Annotated in this window: 18 protein-coding genes and 4 tRNA genes; 18 read left to right on the plus strand and 4 right to left on the minus strand. The window is 59.0% G+C overall.

Annotation, left to right across the window (positions count from 1 at the left end):
* Window positions 1–12: 12 nt before the first annotated feature.
* Window positions 13–4,959 carry an autotransporter domain-containing protein gene (locus tag QY76_RS05980; RefSeq protein ID WP_045426801.1) on the minus strand — a complete coding sequence of 1,649 codons (4,947 nt, stop codon included), beginning with the start codon at window positions 4,957–4,959 and terminating at the stop codon, window positions 13–15.
* A 384-nt stretch (window positions 4,960–5,343) separates the two neighbouring features.
* On the opposite strand from QY76_RS05980, the gene pncC reads away from it, so the two are divergent.
* The 13 genes from pncC to luxS all read left to right on the plus strand — a co-directional run bounded on the left by pncC (window position 5,344) and on the right by luxS (window position 15,207).
* A complete protein-coding gene (gene pncC / locus QY76_RS05985) occupies window positions 5,344–5,832 on the plus strand; it encodes a nicotinamide-nucleotide amidase (protein ID WP_034164622.1) in 489 nt (162 codons plus the stop codon).
* A gap of 70 nt (window positions 5,833–5,902) precedes the next feature.
* A complete protein-coding gene (gene recA, locus QY76_RS05990; protein ID WP_012849684.1) occupies window positions 5,903–6,964 on the plus strand; it encodes a recombinase RecA in 1,062 nt (353 codons plus the stop codon).
* A gap of 36 nt (window positions 6,965–7,000) precedes the next feature.
* Entirely contained in the window at window positions 7,001–7,441 is a 441-nt protein-coding gene (locus QY76_RS05995) for a regulatory protein RecX (protein WP_034164621.1), read from the plus strand.
* Window positions 7,442–7,575: 134 nt separating this feature from the next.
* Window positions 7,576–10,203 carry an alanine--tRNA ligase gene (alaS, locus tag QY76_RS06000; protein ID WP_045426803.1) on the plus strand — a complete coding sequence of 876 codons (2,628 nt, stop codon included), beginning with the start codon at window positions 7,576–7,578 and terminating at the stop codon, window positions 10,201–10,203.
* Between the two features lie 253 nt (window positions 10,204–10,456).
* Window positions 10,457–10,642: a carbon storage regulator CsrA gene (gene csrA / locus QY76_RS06005; protein ID WP_002209449.1), complete on the plus strand. Its 186-nt coding sequence runs from the start codon at window positions 10,457–10,459 to the stop codon at window positions 10,640–10,642.
* Between the two features lie 467 nt (window positions 10,643–11,109).
* Window positions 11,110–11,201, plus strand: a tRNA-Ser gene (locus tag QY76_RS06010).
* 3 nt (window positions 11,202–11,204) lie between these two features.
* A tRNA-Arg gene (locus QY76_RS06015) sits at window positions 11,205–11,281 on the plus strand.
* Window positions 11,282–11,360: 79 nt separating this feature from the next.
* A tRNA-Arg gene (locus tag QY76_RS06020) sits at window positions 11,361–11,437 on the plus strand.
* Window positions 11,438–11,509: 72 nt separating this feature from the next.
* Window positions 11,510–11,586 (plus strand) — tRNA-Arg (locus QY76_RS06025).
* A 329-nt stretch (window positions 11,587–11,915) separates the two neighbouring features.
* Complete coding sequence (gene yqaB / locus QY76_RS06030) at window positions 11,916–12,482, plus strand: fructose-1-phosphate/6-phosphogluconate phosphatase (protein ID WP_034164614.1); 567 nt, start codon at window positions 11,916–11,918, stop codon at window positions 12,480–12,482.
* Window positions 12,482–12,910: a YqaA family protein gene (locus QY76_RS06035; RefSeq protein WP_045426807.1), complete on the plus strand. Its 429-nt coding sequence runs from the start codon at window positions 12,482–12,484 to the stop codon at window positions 12,908–12,910. Before yqaB ends, QY76_RS06035 begins: the two co-directional genes overlap by 1 nt.
* 61 nt (window positions 12,911–12,971) lie before the next feature.
* Window positions 12,972–14,531 (plus strand): glutamate--cysteine ligase, encoded by a 1,560-nt coding sequence (gshA, locus tag QY76_RS06040; protein ID WP_034164612.1) that lies wholly within the window; start codon window positions 12,972–12,974, stop codon window positions 14,529–14,531.
* 160 nt (window positions 14,532–14,691) lie between these two features.
* The gene (gene luxS / locus QY76_RS06045; RefSeq protein WP_034164611.1) at window positions 14,692–15,207 is read left to right on the plus strand and encodes an S-ribosylhomocysteine lyase; all 516 of its coding nucleotides are present in this window, start codon (window positions 14,692–14,694) and stop codon (window positions 15,205–15,207) included.
* 324 nt (window positions 15,208–15,531) lie between these two features.
* On the opposite strand, the gene QY76_RS06050 is transcribed toward luxS, so the two are convergent.
* Window positions 15,532–16,818, minus strand: coding sequence for an HlyC/CorC family transporter (locus QY76_RS06050; protein ID WP_034164610.1), 1,287 nt, complete (start codon window positions 16,816–16,818; stop codon window positions 15,532–15,534).
* Window positions 16,819–16,894: 76 nt separating this feature from the next.
* Window positions 16,895–17,683, minus strand: a complete 789-nt coding sequence (locus QY76_RS06055; protein WP_034164609.1) for an inner membrane protein YpjD — start codon at window positions 17,681–17,683, stop codon at window positions 16,895–16,897.
* 194 nt (window positions 17,684–17,877) lie between these two features.
* On the opposite strand from QY76_RS06055, the gene ffh reads away from it, so the two are divergent.
* The 5 genes from ffh (at window position 17,878) to rplS (ending at window position 21,395) form a co-directional block, all read left to right on the plus strand.
* Window positions 17,878–19,239 (plus strand): signal recognition particle protein, encoded by a 1,362-nt coding sequence (ffh, locus tag QY76_RS06060; RefSeq protein WP_045426810.1) that lies wholly within the window; start codon window positions 17,878–17,880, stop codon window positions 19,237–19,239.
* Between the two features lie 148 nt (window positions 19,240–19,387).
* Complete coding sequence (gene rpsP, locus QY76_RS06065; RefSeq protein WP_045426813.1) at window positions 19,388–19,636, plus strand: 30S ribosomal protein S16; 249 nt, start codon at window positions 19,388–19,390, stop codon at window positions 19,634–19,636.
* Window positions 19,637–19,654: 18 nt separating this feature from the next.
* Window positions 19,655–20,200, plus strand: coding sequence for a ribosome maturation factor RimM (gene rimM, locus QY76_RS06070; protein WP_034164607.1), 546 nt, complete (start codon window positions 19,655–19,657; stop codon window positions 20,198–20,200).
* A gap of 38 nt (window positions 20,201–20,238) precedes the next feature.
* The gene (gene trmD, locus QY76_RS06075; protein WP_034164606.1) at window positions 20,239–21,003 is read left to right on the plus strand and encodes a tRNA (guanosine(37)-N1)-methyltransferase TrmD; all 765 of its coding nucleotides are present in this window, start codon (window positions 20,239–20,241) and stop codon (window positions 21,001–21,003) included.
* A gap of 44 nt (window positions 21,004–21,047) precedes the next feature.
* Window positions 21,048–21,395 carry a 50S ribosomal protein L19 gene (rplS, locus tag QY76_RS06080; RefSeq protein WP_015872450.1) on the plus strand — a complete coding sequence of 116 codons (348 nt, stop codon included), beginning with the start codon at window positions 21,048–21,050 and terminating at the stop codon, window positions 21,393–21,395.
* A 119-nt stretch (window positions 21,396–21,514) separates the two neighbouring features.
* Here rplS and QY76_RS06085 read toward each other — a convergent pair whose 3' ends face one another.
* Entirely contained in the window at window positions 21,515–22,075 is a 561-nt protein-coding gene (locus QY76_RS06085) for a class I SAM-dependent methyltransferase (protein WP_034164605.1), read from the minus strand.
* Between the last annotated feature and the right edge of the window lie 91 nt (window positions 22,076–22,166).

The following is a 22,166-nucleotide window of genomic DNA, read 5'->3' on the forward strand; positions in this document are numbered from 1 at the left end:
GGCCGTTGGAGGTTAGAAGCGGGCGCCTACGAGAAGGGCCGCGCTGCCGCCGCCGCGCTTATCGCCGACGGTGCCGTCGGCGCGCAGCGCCAGCGACCAGGGGCCATAGCCGACGCCCAGCTCTGCGCCGCCGCGCAGCTGGTTATCGCCGCGGACGTGGACGATCGGATCCAGCGTCGCGCTACCCAGACGCAGATCCGCCCGGCTGTTTTTATCGCCCAGGCCATAGCGGTATTCGGCGAACAGCCGTGGCGCTATCTGCCAGTCGCCGAGGCTGATGCGATAATCGCTGTCCAGGCGCAGGGCGATATCGTTACGGCTGTCGCTGAAGCGGGCGACGTCGAGGGCCAGCGTATCGTGTCCCGACTCGTGGAACGCGTCCTGGCGCAGATAGCTACCCTGCAGCGCCAGCGACGGCGTCAGACGCCATGCCGAGCTCAGGCTGGCTTCATAGCCGGCCGTCAGCGCATAGCTGTAAAGCCACCCATCGCTCTCTGCCCGCGCCTGTCCCAGGCTCCCCATCTGCCGGCGTGGCTCATACTGGCTCCAGCCCAGCCCGGCGCTCAGAGAGACAAAGGGGGTGCTGCTCTCCTCCGTCATCTGCGGGCGGAAGGTGAGGGCGAGCGTCAGGCTGTTGACATCCACGTCGGCCTCGCTGGCGCCGCTGCTCAGGCTGCCGTAGGTCTTCGCCAACTGACCGTACAGCGTCAGGGTATCGGTTACGCCAGCGCCCAGTCCCAGCGCGATGCCGGAGGTCTGCCCCTTACTGCCCGCGCCGCCGTTGCCGCCGTCATCGGTGCGGTTGTCGGCCAGGTAGTTCAGATAGACATCCAGCTCGCCCTCCTGCAGACGCACGCTGCGCTCGCGAGCCTGCAGCGTGTCGTTGAGCATCCCCGGGACCTCCAACAGGTAGTTAAAGGCATCGACATGCAGCGCGCTGCCGGGGATATGGCTGACCCGGGTTGCGCTCAGCGCGTTGATGTCGACGCTGGCCTGGATGCCGGCGGGGGTTTTGACCTGCATCTGCGCCCCGTCAATCGCGACCAGCAGCGTATTCTCCGGCGCGGCGCGGGTGGCGATATCCCGCACCAGCAGGGCATCTTGGGTCAGGGTAAGCGGCTTGCCGGGATCGAGGACGCGCGGCTCCGTGAAGCGCTCCATGCGGGGAGCGCCGTTGGCGTCAGGGAGCAGGACATAGGTGGGCTCGCTGGGCACCTCGACCCTGCCGGTGACCAGCCCCGGCAGCGGCGTACCGGCGCGGACCAGCAGGCCGTCGCTGCGCAGTCGATAGCCCTGCGGGGTAACGACGGCGTTTGGCGTCAGGCGCCAGTCGCCGACGCGCATCTCGGCGCCGCGTAGGGTAACGCGGTCACTATCCTGCACGGGCAGGGCGAAGTCCGCCTGATAGCCGTTGGCGAAGGTATAGCGGTAGGCTTGGATCAGCGGGCGCAGCGGCGGTGGAACATCGCGGCTCAGCAGCGCGACATCGGAAACGCTGCCGTCCGCCGTAACCTGGTAGACATTGAACGGGTTCAGCGCGCCGTAGCGGACGTCTGCGATGGTGTGGGTGTCACCGCCGACGGGCGCGGTGCTGACAACCCTGAAGCTGTCTTCGCCTTGAATGAGCTGAATACAGCTACTGTCGCTGCAGGAGGGGGTGTAGATGTAGAGGCTATCGGTAAACCGATAGTCTGGCGTTATCTGTCCACGCAGAGTGACGTCACGGCTGCTTTCGTCCAGCACGAAGATATCGTTACCGTTGCTCAGGGCGATGTCGCCGTACAGCGCGCTGTTGAAGCTGAGCAGGAAGTCGTCTCCCGCGGTCTGGGTGATATCGCCGCCCACCAGACTGTTATTGAGGATCAGCGTCGGCACGTTGGTAAAGGCTTTTGTCAGACTAGGCAATACACCGTCCTTCAAACGCACAGCGATGTTGGCCGCATTATCCAGAACGACGACGCTTTGGCTGAACGCCTGACGCTGCCCGCTGTCATAACCTTCATCTGTCAGCAGGCTATAGGCATTGCTGTTACCGTGGTAGATACCGTGTGAGGTGACACCGTCGCCGATGGACAGATTCAGTGAGTTCTGCAGCAGCAGCAGGTTGTCCTGACTGCTGGCGTTTTGGAATACCCCATAAGCGGCCAGGGCATTGCTGTAGGCCAGGTTGATGCTGCGGTTCAGGTGCAGCGAATTATGGTCCGCGGAGGCGTCCAGCCAGATCCCGGCAGAGTAGACGTTAGCGCTGTTATCCTGAGTCCGCTGATAAACGCCACCGTTAAAGACGTGGTCTAGCGTCACGTCGTTATCTTCCTTAGTGATAAACAGCCCCGGATTCATGCTGCGCGCCGGCTGGCGCGTTTTCAGATTAGCATCTGCATCGGCTGCAGTGTGAGCCGGCTGGTTAACGGCAAGATTAACCTGATTGCTCAGGGCCAGTGTTTCGCCTTTGTGTGCAGAGACTCTGTCTGCCATCGCTTCTGCGCTGAGGTAGTAGCGATTGACTTCGGGCGGGTTTTCCGCCTGTTGATAACGGGTGGAGATCAGCCCGATGCGTGCCTGTTGCAGCAGCGCGTTTCGATTGGGGGCACTGTTATCCAGGTTCGCGATATCCCATACCAGATGGAAGCCAGTCTGGTAGCGGTTATTGTCGCTGTCGGTGTAGGCATACTCCTGTAGGTTATCACGCAGGTAGCCCGGCACATCGGATGCTATCTTGCGGCCATCGCGTTGTGGCCCGGCCGTTTCAGCTTTGACGACCTCACCTTCGTTGCGCGGTAGGGTTACCGGCAGTGCACCAGAGGGGTTGACGTTACCGGCGAGTACATCCACGACCGCTTCAGAAAGAGTGGCAAAGCTGGCGGTGATGGCAGCCGCACCCGGCTCCAGATTTTCCAACAGCCACGGTTGGGACAGGTTAACATTGACGATGGTGGGAACTTTCGCCTGGATCATATTAATGCGATCGATATCGATGCCGTTATGATCATTAACTTGCAGGTTGTAGACAAATTCTGCGCTCTGTTCGAATAGGCCGACGCCGTCTGCCGGTTTGACGAACAGCAAGGCATAGTCAGCATTATTGATGTCAAACGTAACGTTTAGCCAGGGCGCCTGGCGTTTGATCGCCTGGTATAGCGTCAGCGTGTCCGTCGCCCGCTGCGCCTCGGCGTCGCGTGAGAAGAACTCGATGTAGACCGGCGCATCGCCGATCTTTTCTTCGGTCAACGGCAGCAGATTGCCGCTGTTCTTCAGCACCACGACCGACTTCTGATGGGCCTGGTAGGCGGCCTCGTGTCGCGCCGGCTCATTGAAAATATCAACGGCCTGCTGCGGGTCGCGGTAGGGGTCTTCAAATAACCTCAGACTGAACATCTCCGTCAGTAGGCGGCCAGCGGCCTGATCCAATATGGCTTGGTTAAAGCTTTGTTCGCTGTCGAACGCATCGCGGAACAGGAAAACATCAGAGAGATCGCTGAACACATCTACGCCGTTGGCGGCGCCGAGGGCGACGCGCTGGGCCAGCGTTGCGTTTTCCAGCCCCCAGGCCATGCCGGTCAGAATACCGGAGTCGCTGTTGATGTAGCCGGTAAAGCCGAGTTGATCGCGCAGCAGACGGTCGATCAGCTTATGGCTATAGGCAAAGCCCAGCTCTTCACTGAAACCCTGATCCAGGAATTTCTCCGGAACTTTTTTGGCCAGATACTGCGGGTCGTAGATACGGTTGCCGAAGCGGTCACGGGTAAACAGGGTAGAGCCGTCGCCGGCGCTATTGACGATCTTCTCCGCCTCGGGAATATCGCTGAGATACAGCTGGGGCAGGCTCATGGCGTCGCTGGGGCGCGCATAGTAGGGCATGATCGAGGAGGTTCCGGCATCGACGGCGGCGATAAAGCCCGGCAGGTGGTAGCGGTACAAGCTGTCTTTGGTCGGGTAGGGGGAGTATTGGCCGTAGACATAGTGGGGATCGGTGCCGCGATCGCGGGCGCCACCGCCGGGAAAATGCTTGGTGGTCATGGCAATATCCAGGTTACTTGGCTGATCCCCCTGAAATCCGGTAACGACCTGGCGCGTTGCCTCGGCTACGATTTCCGGGCTATCGCCGAAAGTATCGGCCAGCCGGAACCAGCGCGGATCGGTGGCGGTATCGGCCATATAGCCATATATCTTGCGAACGCCGGTGGCCTCCCACTCCTGTGCCGCCATGTTGGCGAAGTCTTGGATAAGACTGCTGCGGGCGTTGCGGGTTTGCATTTCACCAATAAAAGCAGCCCCCATTCCCAGGGTGCTGGGCCATAGAGAGAATGTGCCGGAAGATTCCTGAAGCCCAAAGCCGACATTGTTGGTGTTGTGATTACGTGGGTTGGAGGTGACCACGACGGGGATGCCGTGCGTGGAGCCCTCCGCCACCTGCTGCAGGGCGTTGGTCCAGATGGCCAGCGTCAGCGGATCGGCGTTGCTGCGATCGATCATAAAGCGCACTTTCCAGTCGAGGATCCCTTCAGTCGCTGGCGCGCTACGTTCAATAACCGGCTTTTCAAAGAATTCAAAGCTGTCGCCGGGCGCACTGAATACGTTACTGGTAAATTGGCGGTAGGTCTCACATAAAATACCGTTGGCGTTGGGGCTTGAGCAGCCTGTTGATCCCAATGACTGTGAGCCGATGACCATCAGTCCCAGTTTATCTTCATTGCGCATTTTACTCAGCAGATCGATGGCCCGCAGCGCGGCGGGGTTGCGCCAGTCTTCATAGAGATCCAGTGTGCCGTTTTTATTGGCGTCTTTAAAATAATAGGTATTAGTTGCATCATTAAGCGTAATAATCGGTGTTGTGCGGCTGGAGAGACGGGGCTGATCGGCGGCAGCCTCGCGGGGGAATATGGCGCCGGTACCGAGCAGCAGTGCGATGGAGAGTGCGAGCGTAGACCGGCGGAAAGTCGTATTTCGTTTTTTCTTCATAGCGGTGTCCTTGCATTAATGGGAAATAAAACGCGACACACATCGGCTCGGCCCGACGGTAGGGGCGTCAGCGGCTTTATGGTTATGGTGTTTTCTCAGTTTCTTTTTCGAGATTAATGCTGTGTCAACCGCTAATTAACATGTTTTCGCTGCGCCGTTTTTAAATTTGACGTTATTGTGTGAGCGACCTAACGGGAATATTGAGATTATTTTTTTGAGGTATTTTTATTATTTCAGTATTGGCCTGTTGAATATAATATCTATATATTCTATTAACCTTATTTATTTTTCCTCATTATTTTAACCCTGCGCTCCGCCGCCGGGGCCTCCCGCGGCAGAACGTGCTACTATGCCGTCAGTTCCGCTATGAACCAAGGAGTCGCTATGGAACAATCGCTCACGGCGTTAAGCCGAAAGGTGGGCGAGCGTCTGCGTGTGCGCGGGGAGCAGATCACCTGCGCCGAATCCTGCACCGGGGGGCTGATCGCCAAGCTGTTGACCGATATTGCCGGTAGCTCGTGCTATTTTGAGCGCGGCTTTGTCACGTACAGCAATCGGGCCAAAGAGGAGATGCTGGGGGTGGCAGGCGGCGTGCTGGCGCAGCATGGGGCGGTCAGCGAGCCGGTGGTAGCGGCGATGGCCGTCGGTGCTCTGCGCGCGGCGCGGGCCGACCTGGCCGTGGCGGTGAGTGGGATTGCCGGGCCCGACGGAGGCAGCGTGCAGAAGCCGGTCGGCACCGTCTGGTTTGGCTTTGCCGCTCGCGGCGGGGAGCCCCTGTGCCTGTGCCGACGTTTTGCCGGCGATCGGGAGGCCGTGCGGCGGCAGGCGGCGCAGTTTGCGCTGCAGACGCTGCTGGAAAAATTTCTTACGTGAGTCTTGATACTGTATGAGCATACAGTATAATCAAGGTCAATTTCAGATTTGCTATGCGTGGAGTAAACGGATGGACGAGAACAAACAACGTGCCCTGGCTGCGGCGTTAGGCCAGATTGAAAAGCAGTTTGGTAAAGGTTCTATCATGCGTCTGGGGGATACCCAAACGCTGGACATTGAGTCCATTTCAACCGGTTCTCTGAGTCTGGACGTGGCGCTGGGCATCGGCGGTCTGCCGATGGGGCGCGTCGTTGAGATCTTCGGGCCGGAGTCCTCCGGTAAAACCACGCTGACCCTGTCCGTCATCGCGCGCGCCCAGGCGGCGGGGAAGACCTGCGCTTTTATTGACGCCGAACACGCGCTGGATCCGATCTATGCCGCCAAGCTGGGGGTCAACGTCGATGATCTGCTGGTATCGCAGCCGGATACCGGTGAGCAGGCGCTGGAGATCTGTGATGCGCTGGTACGCTCCGGCGCCGTCGATGTGATCATCGTGGACTCCGTGGCTGCCCTGACGCCGAAGGCGGAGATCGAAGGCGAAATGGGGGACTCTCACGTTGGTCTGCAGGCGCGTCTGATGTCGCAGGCGTTGCGTAAGCTGACCGCCAATATCAAAAATGCCAACTGTCTGGTGGTTTTTATCAACCAGATCCGTATGAAGATCGGGGTGATGTTCGGTAACCCAGAGACCACCACTGGCGGTAACGCGCTGAAGTTCTACTCCTCCGTGCGCCTGGATATCCGTCGCATCGGCGCCATAAAAGAGGGCGATGAGGTGGTCGGCAACGAGACCCGCGTTAAGGTGGTCAAGAACAAGGTGGCCCCGCCGTTCCGTCAGGCTGAGTTCCAGATCCTGTACGGCGCCGGTATCTCTAAGGAGAGCGAGCTGATCGATCTGGGCGTTAAGCACAAGCTGCTGGATAAATCCGGCGCCTGGTACAGCTACAATGGCGACAAGATCGGCCAGGGTAAAGCGAACTCCATGAAGTTTCTGCAGGAGAATACGACGATCTCCGCTGAGCTGGAGGGCAAGCTGCGTGAGCTGCTGCTGAGTCACGCCGCGGCGACCGACGCCGAGCGCGCGGGGGCCGAGCGCGAAGACGATGCGGCGACGGATGATGAAAACTTCTAATCCCGCCGGCCACGGGCGCGACGCGGCGAGGTCTGCGTGAGCGACGCGCTTAACCGGGCCATGCGTCTGCTGGCCCAGCGTGACCACAGCGAGAATGAACTGCGCCGCAAACTTGCGGCGCAGGGCGTTTCTGAGGGGGAGATAGCGTTGACTATCGCCCACTGTCAGCGCTATCAGTGGCTGGACGACGCCCGCTTTGCTCAGCGTTATATCGAGTCCCGCAGCCGTAAAGGCTATGGCGCGCAGCGCGTTCGTCAGGAGCTGGGGGTGCGCGGCGTGGCGCGCGATCTCATCCAGCAGGCGCTGGCCGAGTGTGAGATCGACTGGAGCGCACAGGCGCGCCGGGCGTTGGAGCGCCACTTCTCCTTACCGCTCTCGCCCGATTGGGCTACTCGGGTTAAAGTGCAGCGCTATCTGCTGTACCGAGGCTTCTTTTCGGAGGAGATCCAGGATGCCCTGCGCGATTTAACTTCGTGAACGCACGCGGCGTTTTACTTCGGTGAGAAGAAATTTTATCTTAGTGTCACTTTGTGTTCGTGAGCGGGCGTCGGCAGCGGAATGCGGGCTGTTTTGTTCACGGACTGTTCTTCTAGCCAGACTCCGGGACATTTATGAGCAAGAGTACCGCTGAGATCCGTCAAGCGTTTCTCGATTTTTATCACAGTAAGGGCCACCAGGTGGTGGACAGCAGCTCCCTGGTGCCGAACAACGATCCGACACTGTTGTTTACCAACGCCGGGATGAACCAGTTTAAAGATGTTTTCCTTGGTATCGATAAGCGCAGCTATAGCCGTGCAACTACGGCACAGCGCTGCGTACGCGCCGGCGGTAAGCATAATGACCTGGAGAACGTCGGTTATACCGCCCGTCACCACACCTTCTTTGAAATGCTGGGCAACTTTAGCTTTGGCGACTACTTCAAGCATGACGCCATCAATTTTGCCTGGGAGCTGCTGACCGGCGTGCAGTGGTTTAACCTGCCGAAAGAGAAGCTGTGGGTGACGGTGTACGAAAGCGACGACGAGGCTTACGACATCTGGGCCAACGAGGTCGGGGTACCGCGCGAGCGTATTATTCGCATAGGCGACAATAAAGGTGCGCCCTACGCCTCCGATAACTTCTGGCAGATGGGCGATACCGGTCCGTGCGGCCCGTGCACCGAGATCTTCTATGACCACGGCGCCCACATCGCCGGGGGACCTCCGGGCAGCCCAGATGAGGACGGTGATCGCTATATTGAGATCTGGAACATCGTCTTTATGCAGTTTAACCGCCAGAGCGACGGCACGCTGCTGCCGCTGCCTAAGCCTTCCGTCGATACCGGGATGGGGCTGGAGCGTATTGCGGCGGTGCTGCAGCACGTTAACTCCAACTATGATATCGATCTGTTCCGTACCCTGATCGCGGAGACCGCGCGGGTGATCGGCGTCAGCGATCTGAGCAGCAAATCGCTGCGGGTGATCGCCGATCATATCCGCTCCTGCGCATTCTTGGTTTCCGACGGCGTGCTGCCCTCCAACGAAGGCCGCGGCTACGTGCTGCGCCGTATCATCCGCCGCGCCGTGCGCCACGGACATATGCTGGGTGCCAAAGAGGCTTTCTTCTATAAGCTGGTGAAGCCGCTGATCGCCGTGATGGGGTCGGCCGCCGATGCGCTGGCGCAGCAGCAGGCGATGGTGGAGCAGGTGCTGAAGACGGAGGAGGAGCAGTTTGCGCGCACGCTGGAACGTGGGCTGACGCTGCTGGACGACGAGCTGTCCACGCTGGACGGGGATACCCTGGACGGCGAGACCGCATTCCGCCTGTACGATACCTATGGCTTCCCGCTGGATCTGACCGCCGACGTGTGCCGCGAGCGCGGTCTGAAGGTGAATGAAGAGGGCTTCGAGCGGGCGATGGAGGCTCAGCGCCGTCGTGCGCGCGAGTCCAGCGGCTTCGGCGCCGACTACAACAGCATGATCCGCGTTGACGGTAGCACGGACTTTACCGGTTATCACCTGCAGCAGCAGGATGCCCTGGTGACGGCCCTGTTTCACAGCGGGCAGGCGGTTGATGTCCTGCAGGCCGGCGAGGAAGGGGTTGTCGTGCTAGCGCAGACGCCGTTCTACGCCGAGTCCGGCGGTCAGGTGGGCGATCGCGGTGAGCTGACGGCGCAGGGCTGCCGTTTTGTGGTTGAGGATACCCAGAAGTACGGTCAGGCTATCGGACATCTCGGTAAGGTAGCCCAGGGCAGCCTGCGGGTCGGAGAGCGGGTCCAGGCCGGCATCGACGGCGCGCGCCGCGAGCGTATCCGCCAGAGCCACTCGGCGACGCACCTGATGCATGCCGCCCTGCGCAGCGTACTGGGTGAGCATGTCGCGCAGAAAGGTTCGCTGGTGAGCGATGGCGCTCTGCGTTTTGACTTCTCGCACGCGGAGGCGATGAAGCCGCAGCAGATCCGTCAGGTTGAGGATATCGTTAACGCCCAGATCCGTCGCAACCTGCCTATAGACACGCAGGAGATGGGGCTGGAGGAGGCTAAGGCCAAAGGGGCCATGGCGCTGTTCGGCGAGAAGTACGACGCCCAGGTTCGCGTGCTGAGCATGGGTGACTTCTCCACCGAGCTGTGCGGCGGTACGCACGCAGAGCGCACCGGCGATATCGGCCTATTCCGCATTGTCAGCGAGAGCGGCACCGCGGCCGGCGTGCGCCGCATCGAGGCGGTGACCGGTGAGCAGGCGCTGCTGGCGATGCACCAGGAGAGCGATATGCTGCGTGAGGCTGCATCCCTGGTGAAAGGTGATGCCCAAAGCGTTGCAGAGAAGATCCGCGCCGTGATGGAAAAGAGCCGCCAGCTGGAGAAAGCGCTGCAGCAGCTCAAGGATCAGCAGGCTGCGCAGGAGAGCGCCTCGCTGAGCGGGAAAGCCATCGAGGTTAACGGGGTGAAGCTGCTGGTGAGTCAGCTGGACGGCGTGGAGCCGAAGATGCTGCGTACCATGGTGGATGACCTGAAAAACCAGATGGGCTCCTGCATTGTGGTGCTGGCGACGGCGGAGGCGAGTAAAGTTAGCCTGATCGCCGGCGTGACCAAGGATCTGACCGCCAAGGTGAAGGCCGGCGAGCTGATCGGTATGGTCGCGCAGCAGGTCGGTGGCAAAGGCGGCGGACGTCCCGATATGGCGCAGGCCGGAGGAACCGATGCTGCAGCCCTGCCTCAGGCGCTGGCTAGCGTGGCGGACTGGGTTGCCGCTAAGCTGTAATCCGCGCTAGAACGGTGAAAACGCCGTATCCATTTGTTGGATACGGCGTTTTTTTGTTTTTTCGCCCGCTTGGTGTTATAAATTTTGCAATGGTGTTTGTGGTTTGAGCTAAACTTGTACTAAGAATGTAGTAGGCGGGAATCTGCTTACACATTATAGATTTGTTGCTGTTTACGTTTTTACTACAGATGATGGATAATGGCGGGGAAAAACTGAGAGACCCGACTCTAATTAATCTTTCAAGGAGCAAAGAATGCTTATTCTGACTCGTCGAGTGGGTGAGACCCTCATGATTGGCGATGAAGTAACGGTCACCGTGTTGGGGGTGAAGGGAAACCAGGTACGTATCGGTGTGAATGCTCCGAAAGAGGTTTCCGTGCACCGTGAAGAGATCTACCAGCGTATTCAGGCGGAAAAGTCCCAACCGACGACGTATTAATTTCGGTATAGCGTCTCGCATCGCAGCGGGGCGCTTACGCGGTGCCTGCTGCGACCTCTGTCGCTCCCCCCTCGTATCCTCTTTCTTCCGTCGCTTTCTCCTTTTACGCTTCTCTGTTACGTTTCTCTGCCGGCGTCATCTCCGCCTGTGGCGTGGATTCCTGTCCGGCGATCGCCCCAGCGAGGAGAGGCGCACTTTTTTTTTATCCAAACGGTTTGGCGGCGCGCGCTCGGTAGGCATGGCGCGCGCGCCATGCTGGATAAAGCGGGGGGTTTTTGCGGTTCATAAAAACAGCAGGTTGACGCTATTCACAGCGGTTTGCCTGTGAATTGTGCAAACGAATCAGATTGCGTGAAAACTCAGGAAAAATTGTTTGACTTATCAGCCCGTGAAAGTAATATGTGCGCCACGCAGTGCCGATGAGACAACGAAAGGTTGAGTGGGCACAGCTCGCAAGAGTCGCGTGTGGTGAGGTGGCCGAGAGGCTGAAGGCGCTCCCCTGCTAAGGGAGTATGCGGTCAAAAGCTGCATCGGGGGTTCGAATCCCCCCTCACCGCCATTTGCATCCGTAGCTCAGCTGGATAGAGTACTCGGCTACGAACCGAGCGGTCGGAGGTTCGAATCCTCCCGGATGCACCATCTTTCAGGTTTATCGCCTCGCGGCGGTAAATCGGATACGGGAATCAGAACGGCCCGTGTCATCAGGTAAGTTCTCTGTGCATCCGTAGCTCAGCTGGATAGAGTACTCGGCTACGAACCGAGCGGTCGGAGGTTCGAATCCTCCCGGATGCACCATCTTTTCGATTCATGGTGATTAGCGGTGAATCAGACAGCGGGGTAACCCTTCTGTCAACATTGTTATTCTGTGCATCCGTAGCTCAGCTGGATAGAGTACTCGGCTACGAACCGAGCGGTCGGAGGTTCGAATCCTCCCGGATGCACCATCTTTCGCAGAGCGTGATGCTAACATCATGCTTCGCCTACGCTAAAGACTGTATAGGATTGCACACTAGACTGGTCAAGGTTGCGTAGCAACGACCCCTGCGGTGAGACGTGCAGCGTCAAATTATCCGCCTAGATGCTTTCTCGCTGGATAAAAAAGCCCGCTTTTGCGGGTTTTTTTGCATTCAGTCGCCCCTTCCTCCCTCTGATCCACTTTTCCTGCCCAGTCCTCCCGCAGCTATCACGGCGATGCGGCGACGGCCCGCGACAGCCAGCCTGCTTTTACGCTAAAGTAGCTCTCTTTTCCCCGTTTCAGAGGATGAGCATGACGATGTATGACCGTTATGACGGGCTGATTTTCGATATGGATGGTACCCTGCTCGACAGCGAGCCGACGCACCGGCGGGCGTGGGACGCGGTGCTGGGGCGTTACGGTATGGATTATGACCTAACGGCGGTGATCGCACTCAATGGCTCTCCCACATGGCGTATTGCTCAGGCTATCATTGAACACAATCAGTCCGATCTCGATCCTCATGCGCTGGCCGCGGAAAAAATGAGGGCGGTAGAGAGTATGCTGTTGGACTGCGTACGTCCGCTGCCGCTGGCGGAGGTTGCCTTGGCCTATAAGGGGCGTCGTCCCATGGCCGTCGGCACCGGCAGCGAACATCGCCTGGCCGATGCCCTGCTGCGCCATCTGGGGCTGCGCGACTGTTTTCAGGCGATCGTGGCCGCTGATGATGTACAGCGCCATAAGCCGGATCCGCAAACCTTTTTACGCTGTGCTGCGTTGCTCGGCGTTGCGCCGACCCGCTGCGTGGTGTTTGAGGATGCGGATTTGGGGATTCAGGCCGCCCGGCGAGCGGGGATGGACTGGATCGACGTGCGCGACCTGTAATGAGTGAATTTTGGGCTGTCACTGGCATGTTTGTCAGCAGCTTTACCAGCGCGACGCTGCTGCCGGGTAATTCGGAGGTGGTGCTGAGCGGGCTGCTGATCGCAGCTCAGGCGCCGCTGCTCTGGCTGCTGACGGCGGCGATCGTGGGTAACGTACTGGGCGGACTGACCAATGTGATCATTGGTCGGGCGCTGCCCCAGGTGACGCCGCAGCGCGGGCTGGCGATGGCGTTGGGCTGGATGCAGCGCTACGGTGCCGCGGTGCTGTTGCTCAGCTGGCTGCCGCTGATCGGCGATCTGCTGTGCCTCCTGGCCGGATGGTTGAGGATGCCGTGGGGAAAGGTTGCGCTGTATCTGACCCTGGGCAAGGCCGCACGCTATGTGGCGCTGGCATGGTTGACGCTGTACGGCATGTCGTGGTGGCATTAGGCGTACATTGCGGTAAGACGCGGTGGGCGCGATTAACTCTTCTTATTAGCGGGAGGTCAATTTGATCCCGGACGTATCTCAGGCCCTTAGCTGGCTAGAATCTCATCCGAATGCCCTGGACGGCATCCGGCGTGGTATCGAGCGCGAAACGCTGCGCGTCACTCCCGAGGGGCATTTGGCCGCTACGCCGCATCCGGCGGTGTTGGGCAAGGCGTTGACCCACCCCTGGATCACCACCGACTTCGCCGAAAGCCTGCTGGAGTTCATCACGCCCGTCGATGGTAGCATCGACCATATGCTGGCGTTCCTCAGCGATATTCACCGCTATGTGGCGCGCAATCTCGGCGATGAGCGGATGTGGCCCCTGAGCATGCCCTGTTTTATCGGGAGCGAGCAGGATATCACCCTGGCCCAGTACGGCAGCAGCAACCTGGGGCGCTTTAAAACGCTCTACCGCGAGGGGCTGAAGAACCGTTATGGGGCGCTGATGCAGACCATCTCCGGCGTGCACTATAACTTCTCCCTGCCGCTGTCGTTTTGGCAGGCGCGCGCTGGCGTACAGGATGCGGATAGCGGTAAGGCTGCCATTTCCGACGGCTATTTCCGCCTGATCCGGAACTACTACCGCTTTGGCTGGGTGATCCCCTATCTGTTTGGCGCCTCGCCGGCCATCTGCGGCTCCTTTCTGAACGGTCGGGAGAGCACGCTGCCGTTTGAACGCAGCGGCGGAACACTGTTCCTGCCCTATGCTACCTCGCTGCGCCTGAGCGATCTGGGATACACCAATAAGTCGCAGAGCAATCTCGGGATCACGTTTAACCACCTTGACCAGTATGTCGAAGGGCTGAAGCGCGCCATTCATACCCCCTCCGCCGAGTTTGCCCGCCTGGGCGTGGAGGAAGACGGCCGTTATCGCCAGCTGAATGCCAATATTCTGCAGATCGAGAATGAGCTCTATGCGCCGATCCGGCCCAAGCGCGTGACGCGTGACGGTGAGTCGCCGTCCGATGCGCTGCTGCGTGGCGGCGTAGAGTACATTGAGGTTCGCTCTCTGGACATTAACCCGTTCACCCCCATCGGCGTCGATGCCGATCAGGCCCGCTTCCTCGATCTGTTCCTGATCTGGTGCGTGCTGGCCGACGCGCCAGAAATGAGCAGCGACGAGCTGCTGTGTACGCGCCAAAACTGGAACCGGGTGATCCTTGAGGGACGTAAGCCGGGGCAGACCATCGGCATTGGCTGTCATGATGCCCGTCAGCCGCTGGCGCACGTGGGGCAGTCACTCTTTGCCGACCTGCATCGGGTCGCCGAGGTGCTGGATGGCATTAACGGCGATGCGCGCTACCAGCAGGTCTGCGCTCGCCTGGTCGCGGCCTTCGAGGACGTCTCACTGACCTACTCGGCTCGGGTCGTGGCCCAGATGGGGGATCGGGGGATCGGTGACTATGGCCTGGCGCTGGCGCAGCATTACCGAGATCGGCTGTGCAGCGAGCCGCTGACGCTATTGGATGAGGCGACGCTGACGGCGCAGGCGCAGCGCTCGGTGAGTCGTCAAGCGGCGCTGGAGTCACAGGACAGCGAGTCCTTCGCGGCCTATCTCCGGCAGCACGCCGGACGCTAGAAAAGAAAAAGGCCACAATACCTGTGGCCAAAATAAGCATCTCTGAGGACAGGGATGATGATGATAACAAATGCGCGTCTTTCATATACTGAGAGTCGCAGTATGGGAAAAGGTTTCCTAACAAAGGAAAAAAATATTTTTTTATTGAGGAGGTGACGAAATGCCGTTACTGGATAGCTTCACTGTCGACCATACTCGCATGGCCGCACCCGCCGTTCGCATAGCAAAAAATATGACCACCCCGCACGGCGATCAGATCACCGTATTCGATCTGCGCTTCTGCCGTCCCAACCATGCTATTCTGCCGGAGCGCGGTATTCATACCCTTGAGCACCTGTTTGCCGGCTTTATGCGTGACCATCTGAACGGCGACGGCGTTGAGATCATTGATATTTCACCGATGGGCTGCCGCACGGGCTTCTATATGAGCCTGATCGGTACACCGGATGAAGCGCGGGTTGCCGCGGCCTGGAAGGCGGCGATGGAGGACGTGCTGCGGGTCACCGATCAGCGCAGCATTCCAGAGCTGAATGAGTTTCAGTGTGGTACCTACAGCATGCACTCGCTGGAAGAGGCTCACCAGATTGCCCGCCAGATCCTGGTGGCCGGGATCGGTATCAACCATAACGATGCGCTGGCGCTCTCCGCCGAACAGCTGGTCCGTCTGCACCCCTAGGGGGGCCCGGATAACAGCGCGCGGCGTCGACGCTGAGCCAAAAGCGCATCATCGAGGCGCAGGAGATCGTGGATCTATGCGCAACTCCGACAGCGCAAGGTATGCGTTCCTGGCACGGGCCCCGTAGGGCTGGGGCCTTTTTGCCCAGGGTTGCGTTACTCACGGTGCCTTTGGGCCCCCGACCTTGCCCTGGGCTAAAATGACCGCCAGCGCCGCTCACGGCCGGTTGCGGGACACGCCCTAGGCATCCTCGATAAAAAAGCCCCCACAGCGCTAACCTGCGGGGGCTTTTTTATGTCTGCGATGCGGGGGAAAATGCGCAGATCAGGCACCGTCGCCCGGCAGGTGGGCGCGCAGCAGAGAGACTCTCACCCGCTTGATCATGTTGTCCTGCACATCGAGAATTTCGATGAAGTAGTTACCGATGGTGACCTGGGTGCCCGGCAGCGGGATCTCCTCCAGGGTTTCCAGCAGCATCCCGTTGATGGTGCGCGCCCCCTCTGCAGGCAGGGTCCAGTTAAAGGCCTTGTTCAGCTCGCGGATATTGGCGCTGCCGTCGATCAGTACGCTGCCGTCGCTCTGCGGTAGCACTTCTTCAGCCAGCGAGGGGGACATGGAGGTAGTAAAGTCGCCGACGATCTCCTCAAGGATATCTTCGACGGAGATAAGCCCCTTGATGTCGCCGTATTCATCAACCACGATGCCGACCTTTTCCTTATTGCGCTGGAACTTCAGCAACTGCACGTTGAGGTGGGTTCCCTCCGGGATATAGTAGATTTCGTCGGCGGCGCGCAGCAGGTTTTCTTTGTTGAACTCCTGCTTTTCAATCATCTGGCGGTAGGCTTCGCGCACGCGCAGCATACCGATAGCGTCGTCCAGGGTATCGCGGAACAGCACGATGCGCCCGTGGGGGGAGTGGGTGAGCTGGCGCAGGATCGATTTCCAGTCGTCGTTGACGTCGATGCCGACGATCTCGGTGCGCGGTACCATGATGTCCTCGACCGACACCTTATCCAGATCCAGTACCGAGATCAGCATATCCTGGTTACGCCGCGAAATCTGAGCGCGCGACTCGTTCACGATGGTGCGCAGCTCCTCTTTGCTTACCGCATCGCTGGGGCCCGCGTGCGGCTGAACGCCGCACAGCCGCAGCAGCAAGCGGGTGATGCCGTTCAGCAGCCAGACCAGCGGCATCATGACCTTCTGCAGCGGGCCCAGCAGTAGGCTGCTGGGGAATGCCACCTTTTCCGGGTACAGCGCCGCGAAAGTTTTTGGCATCACTTCGGCAAAGATCAGAATGACAAAGGTCAGGATACCGGTGGCGATGGCCACGCCGCTGTCGCCGTACAGACGCATACCGACGATGGTCGCCAGCGCCGAGGCCAGTATATTGACCAGATTATTGCCAATCAACACCAGGCTTATCAGGCGATCCGGGTGTCGCAGCAGGCGCTCGACGCGCCGGGCGGGCCGCAGTCCCTGCTTGGCCAGGTGGCGCAGGCGATAGCGGTTGAGGGTCATCATCCCGGTTTCCGAGGCGGAGAAGTAGGCGGAGACGATCACCATCAGCAGAAGAATGGCGATCAGCGTACCGGTCGAGACGTGCTCCAAACGGGTATTCCTTATGGTGGTTAACGGTCAGCCCCGCGCGACGGCGGGGCGCGAAAATCGGTGTGGGGGCGTAGGATTACTGCGCCAGATCCAGAATGATCCGGCTGCCGAAGTAGGCGAGCGTCAGCAGCGCCGCGCCGGCCAGGTTACACCATACGACCGGACGACCCCGCCATCCCCGGCGATAGTGCCCCCACAGCAATATGATATACACGCACCAGGCCAATAGCGACAGCAGCGCCTTGTGCATATTTTCGGCGCTGAACAGCTGCGCCATATACAGGCTGCCGCTGATCAGCGTCAGGGTTAGCAGCACCACGCCCACCTGGGTAATGTGGAACATCTTGCGCTCAATGCTCATTAACGGCGGCATGTCGGCGCGCAGGCTCAGCTTTTTATTCTTCAGCAGGTGATCCATCCACGCCACTTGAAAGGCATACAGCGCGGCGATGATCAGCGTGGCGTAAGAGAACAGCGCCAGCCCGATATGGAACAGCAGAGAGGGGCTGGCCTCCAGATGGGTAATAAACTCCCCGGGAACAAAGCTGGCCAGACCGAGGTTGATCAGGGCGAAGCTGTAGACGATCGGCAGCAGAAACCAGCCGCGATCGCGTGAGGCGACTACGGTCATAACCAGACAGATCAGCAGGCTGACCGACGATCCCATATTCAGCAGACTGAGGTTCTGCCCTGCGCTGACATCAAAGATGCGCTGGTAGAGGGCGATGGCATGGCACAGCAGCGCCGCGGCGGCAAAGGTCAGCGCCAGACGCCGGTATGCGCGATTATTGCGCGCCAGACCGGGAACAATCAGTCCCAGGCTGAGCAGATAGGCAATCATGGCCGTGATGGCAAATTCGGGCATAGCGAGTTCATTGATGGCTGAGTGAATGAGGCGTTCAGTATAGCCGCAGCGGCGCTACGCTCCAACCGCTGGCGCCGACCAATGCGCGCCGTGGGGGAGAGAATCGCGGGGCTTCGTGTTATACTCGCCGCCATCTTTAGCGATGTCGTCGCCTGACGGCCCGTTTTGCATTGGTACTACGTTGAGCATAAACCATGTTTGAAAATCTAAGCGATCGATTGTCGCGCACGCTGCGCAACATCAGTGGCCGCGGGCGACTGACCGAAGATAATATCAAGGATACCCTGCGCGAGGTGCGCATGGCGCTGCTGGAAGCCGACGTGGCGCTGCCGGTGGTGCGCGAGTTCATCAGTCGGGTGAAAGAGAGCGCGCTGGGTCAGGAGGTCAACAAGAGCCTGACGCCGGGACAGGAGTTCGTCAAAATCGTTCAGGATGAGCTGACCCGCGCAATGGGGGAGGCCAACACCGAGCTGAATCTGGCGGCGCAGCCGCCGGCCGTGGTGCTGATGGCCGGCTTGCAGGGCGCCGGTAAGACGACCAGCGTGGGTAAGCTGGGTAAGTTCCTCAAGGAAAAACAGAAGAAGAAAGTGCTGGTCGTATCAGCCGACGTGTATCGCCCGGCGGCGATCAAACAGCTGGAGACGCTAGCAGAGGGCGTAGGCGTCGATTTTTTCCCCTCTGACGTGCAGGAGCGTCCGCTGGATATCGTGCAGCGCGCGCTGACCCACGCCAAACAGAAGTTTTATGATGTGCTGATCGTCGATACTGCAGGCCGCCTGCACGTCGATGAAGCGATGATGGGTGAGATCAAGCAGATCCACGCGGCGATTAACCCGGTGGAAACGCTGTTTGTGGTCGATGCGATGACCGGCCAGGATGCGGCCAATACCGCCAGCGCCTTTAATCAGGCGCTGCCGCTGACCGGCGTGGTGCTGACCAAGGTAGACGGCGACGCCCGCGGCGGTGCGGCGCTGTCGATCCGCCACATCACGGGGAAACCGATCAAGTTCCTCGGCGTCGGGGAGAAGACCGAGGCGCTGGAGCCGTTTTATCCGGACCGCGTGGCCTCGCGTATTCTGGGCATGGGCGACGTGCTATCGCTGATCGAAGAGCTGGAGAGCAAGGTTGACCGCGCCCAGGCCGAGAAGCTGGCGACCAAGCTGAAGAAGGGAGACGGCTTCGATCTCAACGACTTTATGGATCAGCTCAAGCAGATGCGCAACATGGGGGGCATGACCTCCATGCTGGCCAAGCTGCCGGGTGTCGGCCAGCTGCCGGACAACGTGAAGGCGCAGATGGATGACAAGGTGCTGGTGCGGATGGAGGCGATCATCAGCTCGATGACGCTGAAAGAGCGCAGCAATCCGGAGATCATCAAAGGCTCACGCAAACGCCGCATCGCTCAGGGCTCCGGCATGCAGGTGCAGGACGTGAACCGCTTGCTGAAGCAGTTTGACGAAATGCAGCGCATGATGAAAAAGATGAAGAAAGGCGGAATGGCAAAAATGATGCGCGGCATGCGCGGCATGATGCCGCCGGGGTTCCCGGGGCGTTAATCGCCGTCGTTGGTGCGAAAGCCTATAGCGGCAGTTGCTTTTCGCGCCAAAATGAGTAAAATTTTCGGGCTTTTATGTTCGTATGAACAAGGACACCGGGCTCCGTTCCTCGATGGGGTCTGGTGTTTTATTTACTAATGAGGATGTTATGGTAACCATTCGTTTAGCACGTGGCGGCGCGAAAAAGCGTCCGTTTTATCAAGTAGTAGTGACCGACAGCCGTAATGCCCGTGACGGTCGTTTCATCGAGCGCGTAGGTTTCTTCAACCCGATCGCGACCGGTAGCGCCGAAGGCCTGCGTCTGGATCTGGATCGCGTAAGCTACTGGGTTTCCCAGGGCGCAACCGTTTCTGATCGCGTAGCTGCGCTGATCAAAGAAGCTCAGAAAGCAGCTTAACCCGTTGCGGTGGTCACGATGAGCACAGAGAATAAGCCGGCGGTGAGCAATGCGGTCGTTCTGGGGAAACTCGGTTCTGCGTATGGCATCCGCGGCTGGCTCAGAGTGTTTTCCTCCACCGAGGATGCTGAAAGCATTTTTGATTACCAGCCCTGGTTTATCCAGCAGGCGGGTAAGTGGGTTGCGATCGAGCTGGAAAGTTGGCGCAGCCACAATCAGGATTGGGTCGTCAAAATTAAAGGTATTGACGATCGTGATGCGGCCAATGCCATGGTTAATCGAGAGATTATCGTGGATGAGTCGCAGCTGCCGTCGCTGGATGAGGGCGACTACTACTGGAAAGACCTGATGGGTTGCCAGGTAGTCACCGTGTCTGGCTATGCGCTGGGTAAAGTCACTGCGATGATGGAAACCGGCTCCAACGACGTATTGGTCGTGAAGGCGAACCTGAAAGATGCATTTGGTATGAAGGAGCGGTTGATTCCGTTCCTCGACGGACAGGTGATCAAGAAAGTCGATCTCACTGCTAAATCTATTGAAGTAGATTGGGATCCTGGTTTTTGACCTCCGATATTAACGGTAGAACTGAGTGGAACGCCACGATGTGGATTGGGGTAATTAGTCTGTTTCCCGAGATGTTCCGCGCAATCACCGATTACGGGGTAACTGGCCGGGCCGTAAAAAAAGGCCTGCTTAGCGTGCAGTGCTGGAATCCGCGCGATTTCACGCACGATCGGCATCGAACCGTGGACGATCGCCCCTATGGCGGCGGACCGGGGATGCTGATGATGGTTCAACCCCTGCGGGATGCCATCCATGCGGCAAAGGCAGCGGCAGGCGAAGGGGCGAAGGTGATTTATCTTTCGCCTCAGGGGCGCAAACTGGACCAGCAGGGCGTTTGCGAACTCTCCGCCAGCCAGAAGTTAATTCTGGTCTGCGGGCGTTATGAGGGTATTGATGAGCGCGTAATCAAAACCGAAATCGATGAAGAGTGGTCGATCGGCGATTACGTTCTCAGCGGCGGCGAACTACCGGCCATGACCCTGATTGACTCGATCTCCCGGTTTGTTCCGGGGGTGTTGGGCGATCAGGCCTCGGCTGAGGAGGATTCGTTTGTCGACGGTCTGCTGGACTGTCCACACTATACCCGCCCTGAGGTGTTACAGGATATGGAGGTACCGCCAGTGCTGCTGTCGGGAAACCATGCCGAGATACGTCGCTGGCGCTTAAAGCAGTCGCTGGGCCGAACCTGGCTTAGAAGACCTGAACTTCTAGAAAGCCTAGCTCTGACTGACGAGCAAGCAAAGCTGCTGGCGCAGTTCCGCGAGGAGCATGCCGCGCAGCAGGATCATGAAGGCTGCGACTAAAAGGTCGGGCCGATATATCAGTTTACCTAGGGTAAGAGATTATTATGAACAATATCATTAAACAGATTGAACAAGAGCAGATGAAGCAAGACGTACCTGCGTTCCGTCCGGGTGACTCCGTGGAAGTGAAGGTATGGGTCGTTGAAGGTTCCAAAAAGCGTCTGCAGGCATTCGAGGGCGTGGTTATCGCTATCCGTAACCGCGGTCTGCACTCTGCATTCACTGTTCGCAAAATTTCCAACGGCGAAGGTGTTGAGCGTGTATTCCAGACTCACTCACCGGTTATCGACAGCATCGCTGTGAAACGCCGTGGTGCCGTTCGTAAAGCTAAACTGTACTACCTGCGTGAGCGTACTGGTAAGGCTGCCCGTATTAAAGAGCGCCTGAACTAAGACGACGCTTTCGCTACATCCGAAAGTAGTTAAATGATAAGGGGTTGGCCATTTGGTCAACCCCTTTTTTTGTCTTTGTGTCTAAGTGTCTTGATCCCCCTGCGCGGCAGGGGGCTGTTTTACCCTCTCATCGTGCGCGCCCGGCACAGGTAGACAAAGGCGGGGGGAAGATTGCGCCATACCAGGGTACGCTGCCAGAGAAAGTGGGCAGAAAGGCTGTCTTCCAGCAGCGAGCTGTATTGGAACTGGATAAATACCCCGTCGGGCGTCAGGGCGTGGGCGGCCTGAGCCAGGATCGTCTGGCGCAGTGCCTGGGGGAAAGCCAGTAGCGGCAGGCCGGAAAAGATCGCATCGTATTTTTGCGTGATCGCCGCCGCCGAGGCGCAGTGTACCGCTGTGCGTCGATCGGCAATATTGCGCAGGGCCTGGCAAAAGTGCGGGTTGGTCTCAAAGATATCCAGCCTGGCATCCGCCCGCATATGACGCTGAATATGATGCGTCAGAACCCCGGTACCCGCACCGAACTCCGCAACGCGGCGGCTATAGGCCCAGTCAGCGGAGCTTACCATCTGGCGGCACAGATAGGGGGTGGAGGGGGCGATGGCGCCAACCGTGCGGGGTGAGCGGACGAACTGGGTAATGAAGTTTGCCGTCGTTTTCAGTGATTCGGTCAATAGCATGATACCGCTTCCTCTCGCTTCTCATATCGTGGTTTCCATTAGAGCGATAAATGCTTAAGCGGATATTAAGCTGCGGTGTAAAGAAAGCATA

This window comes from Edwardsiella sp. EA181011, from assembly GCF_000800725.1.
Lineage (GTDB): Bacteria > Pseudomonadota > Gammaproteobacteria > Enterobacterales > Enterobacteriaceae > Edwardsiella > Edwardsiella anguillarum.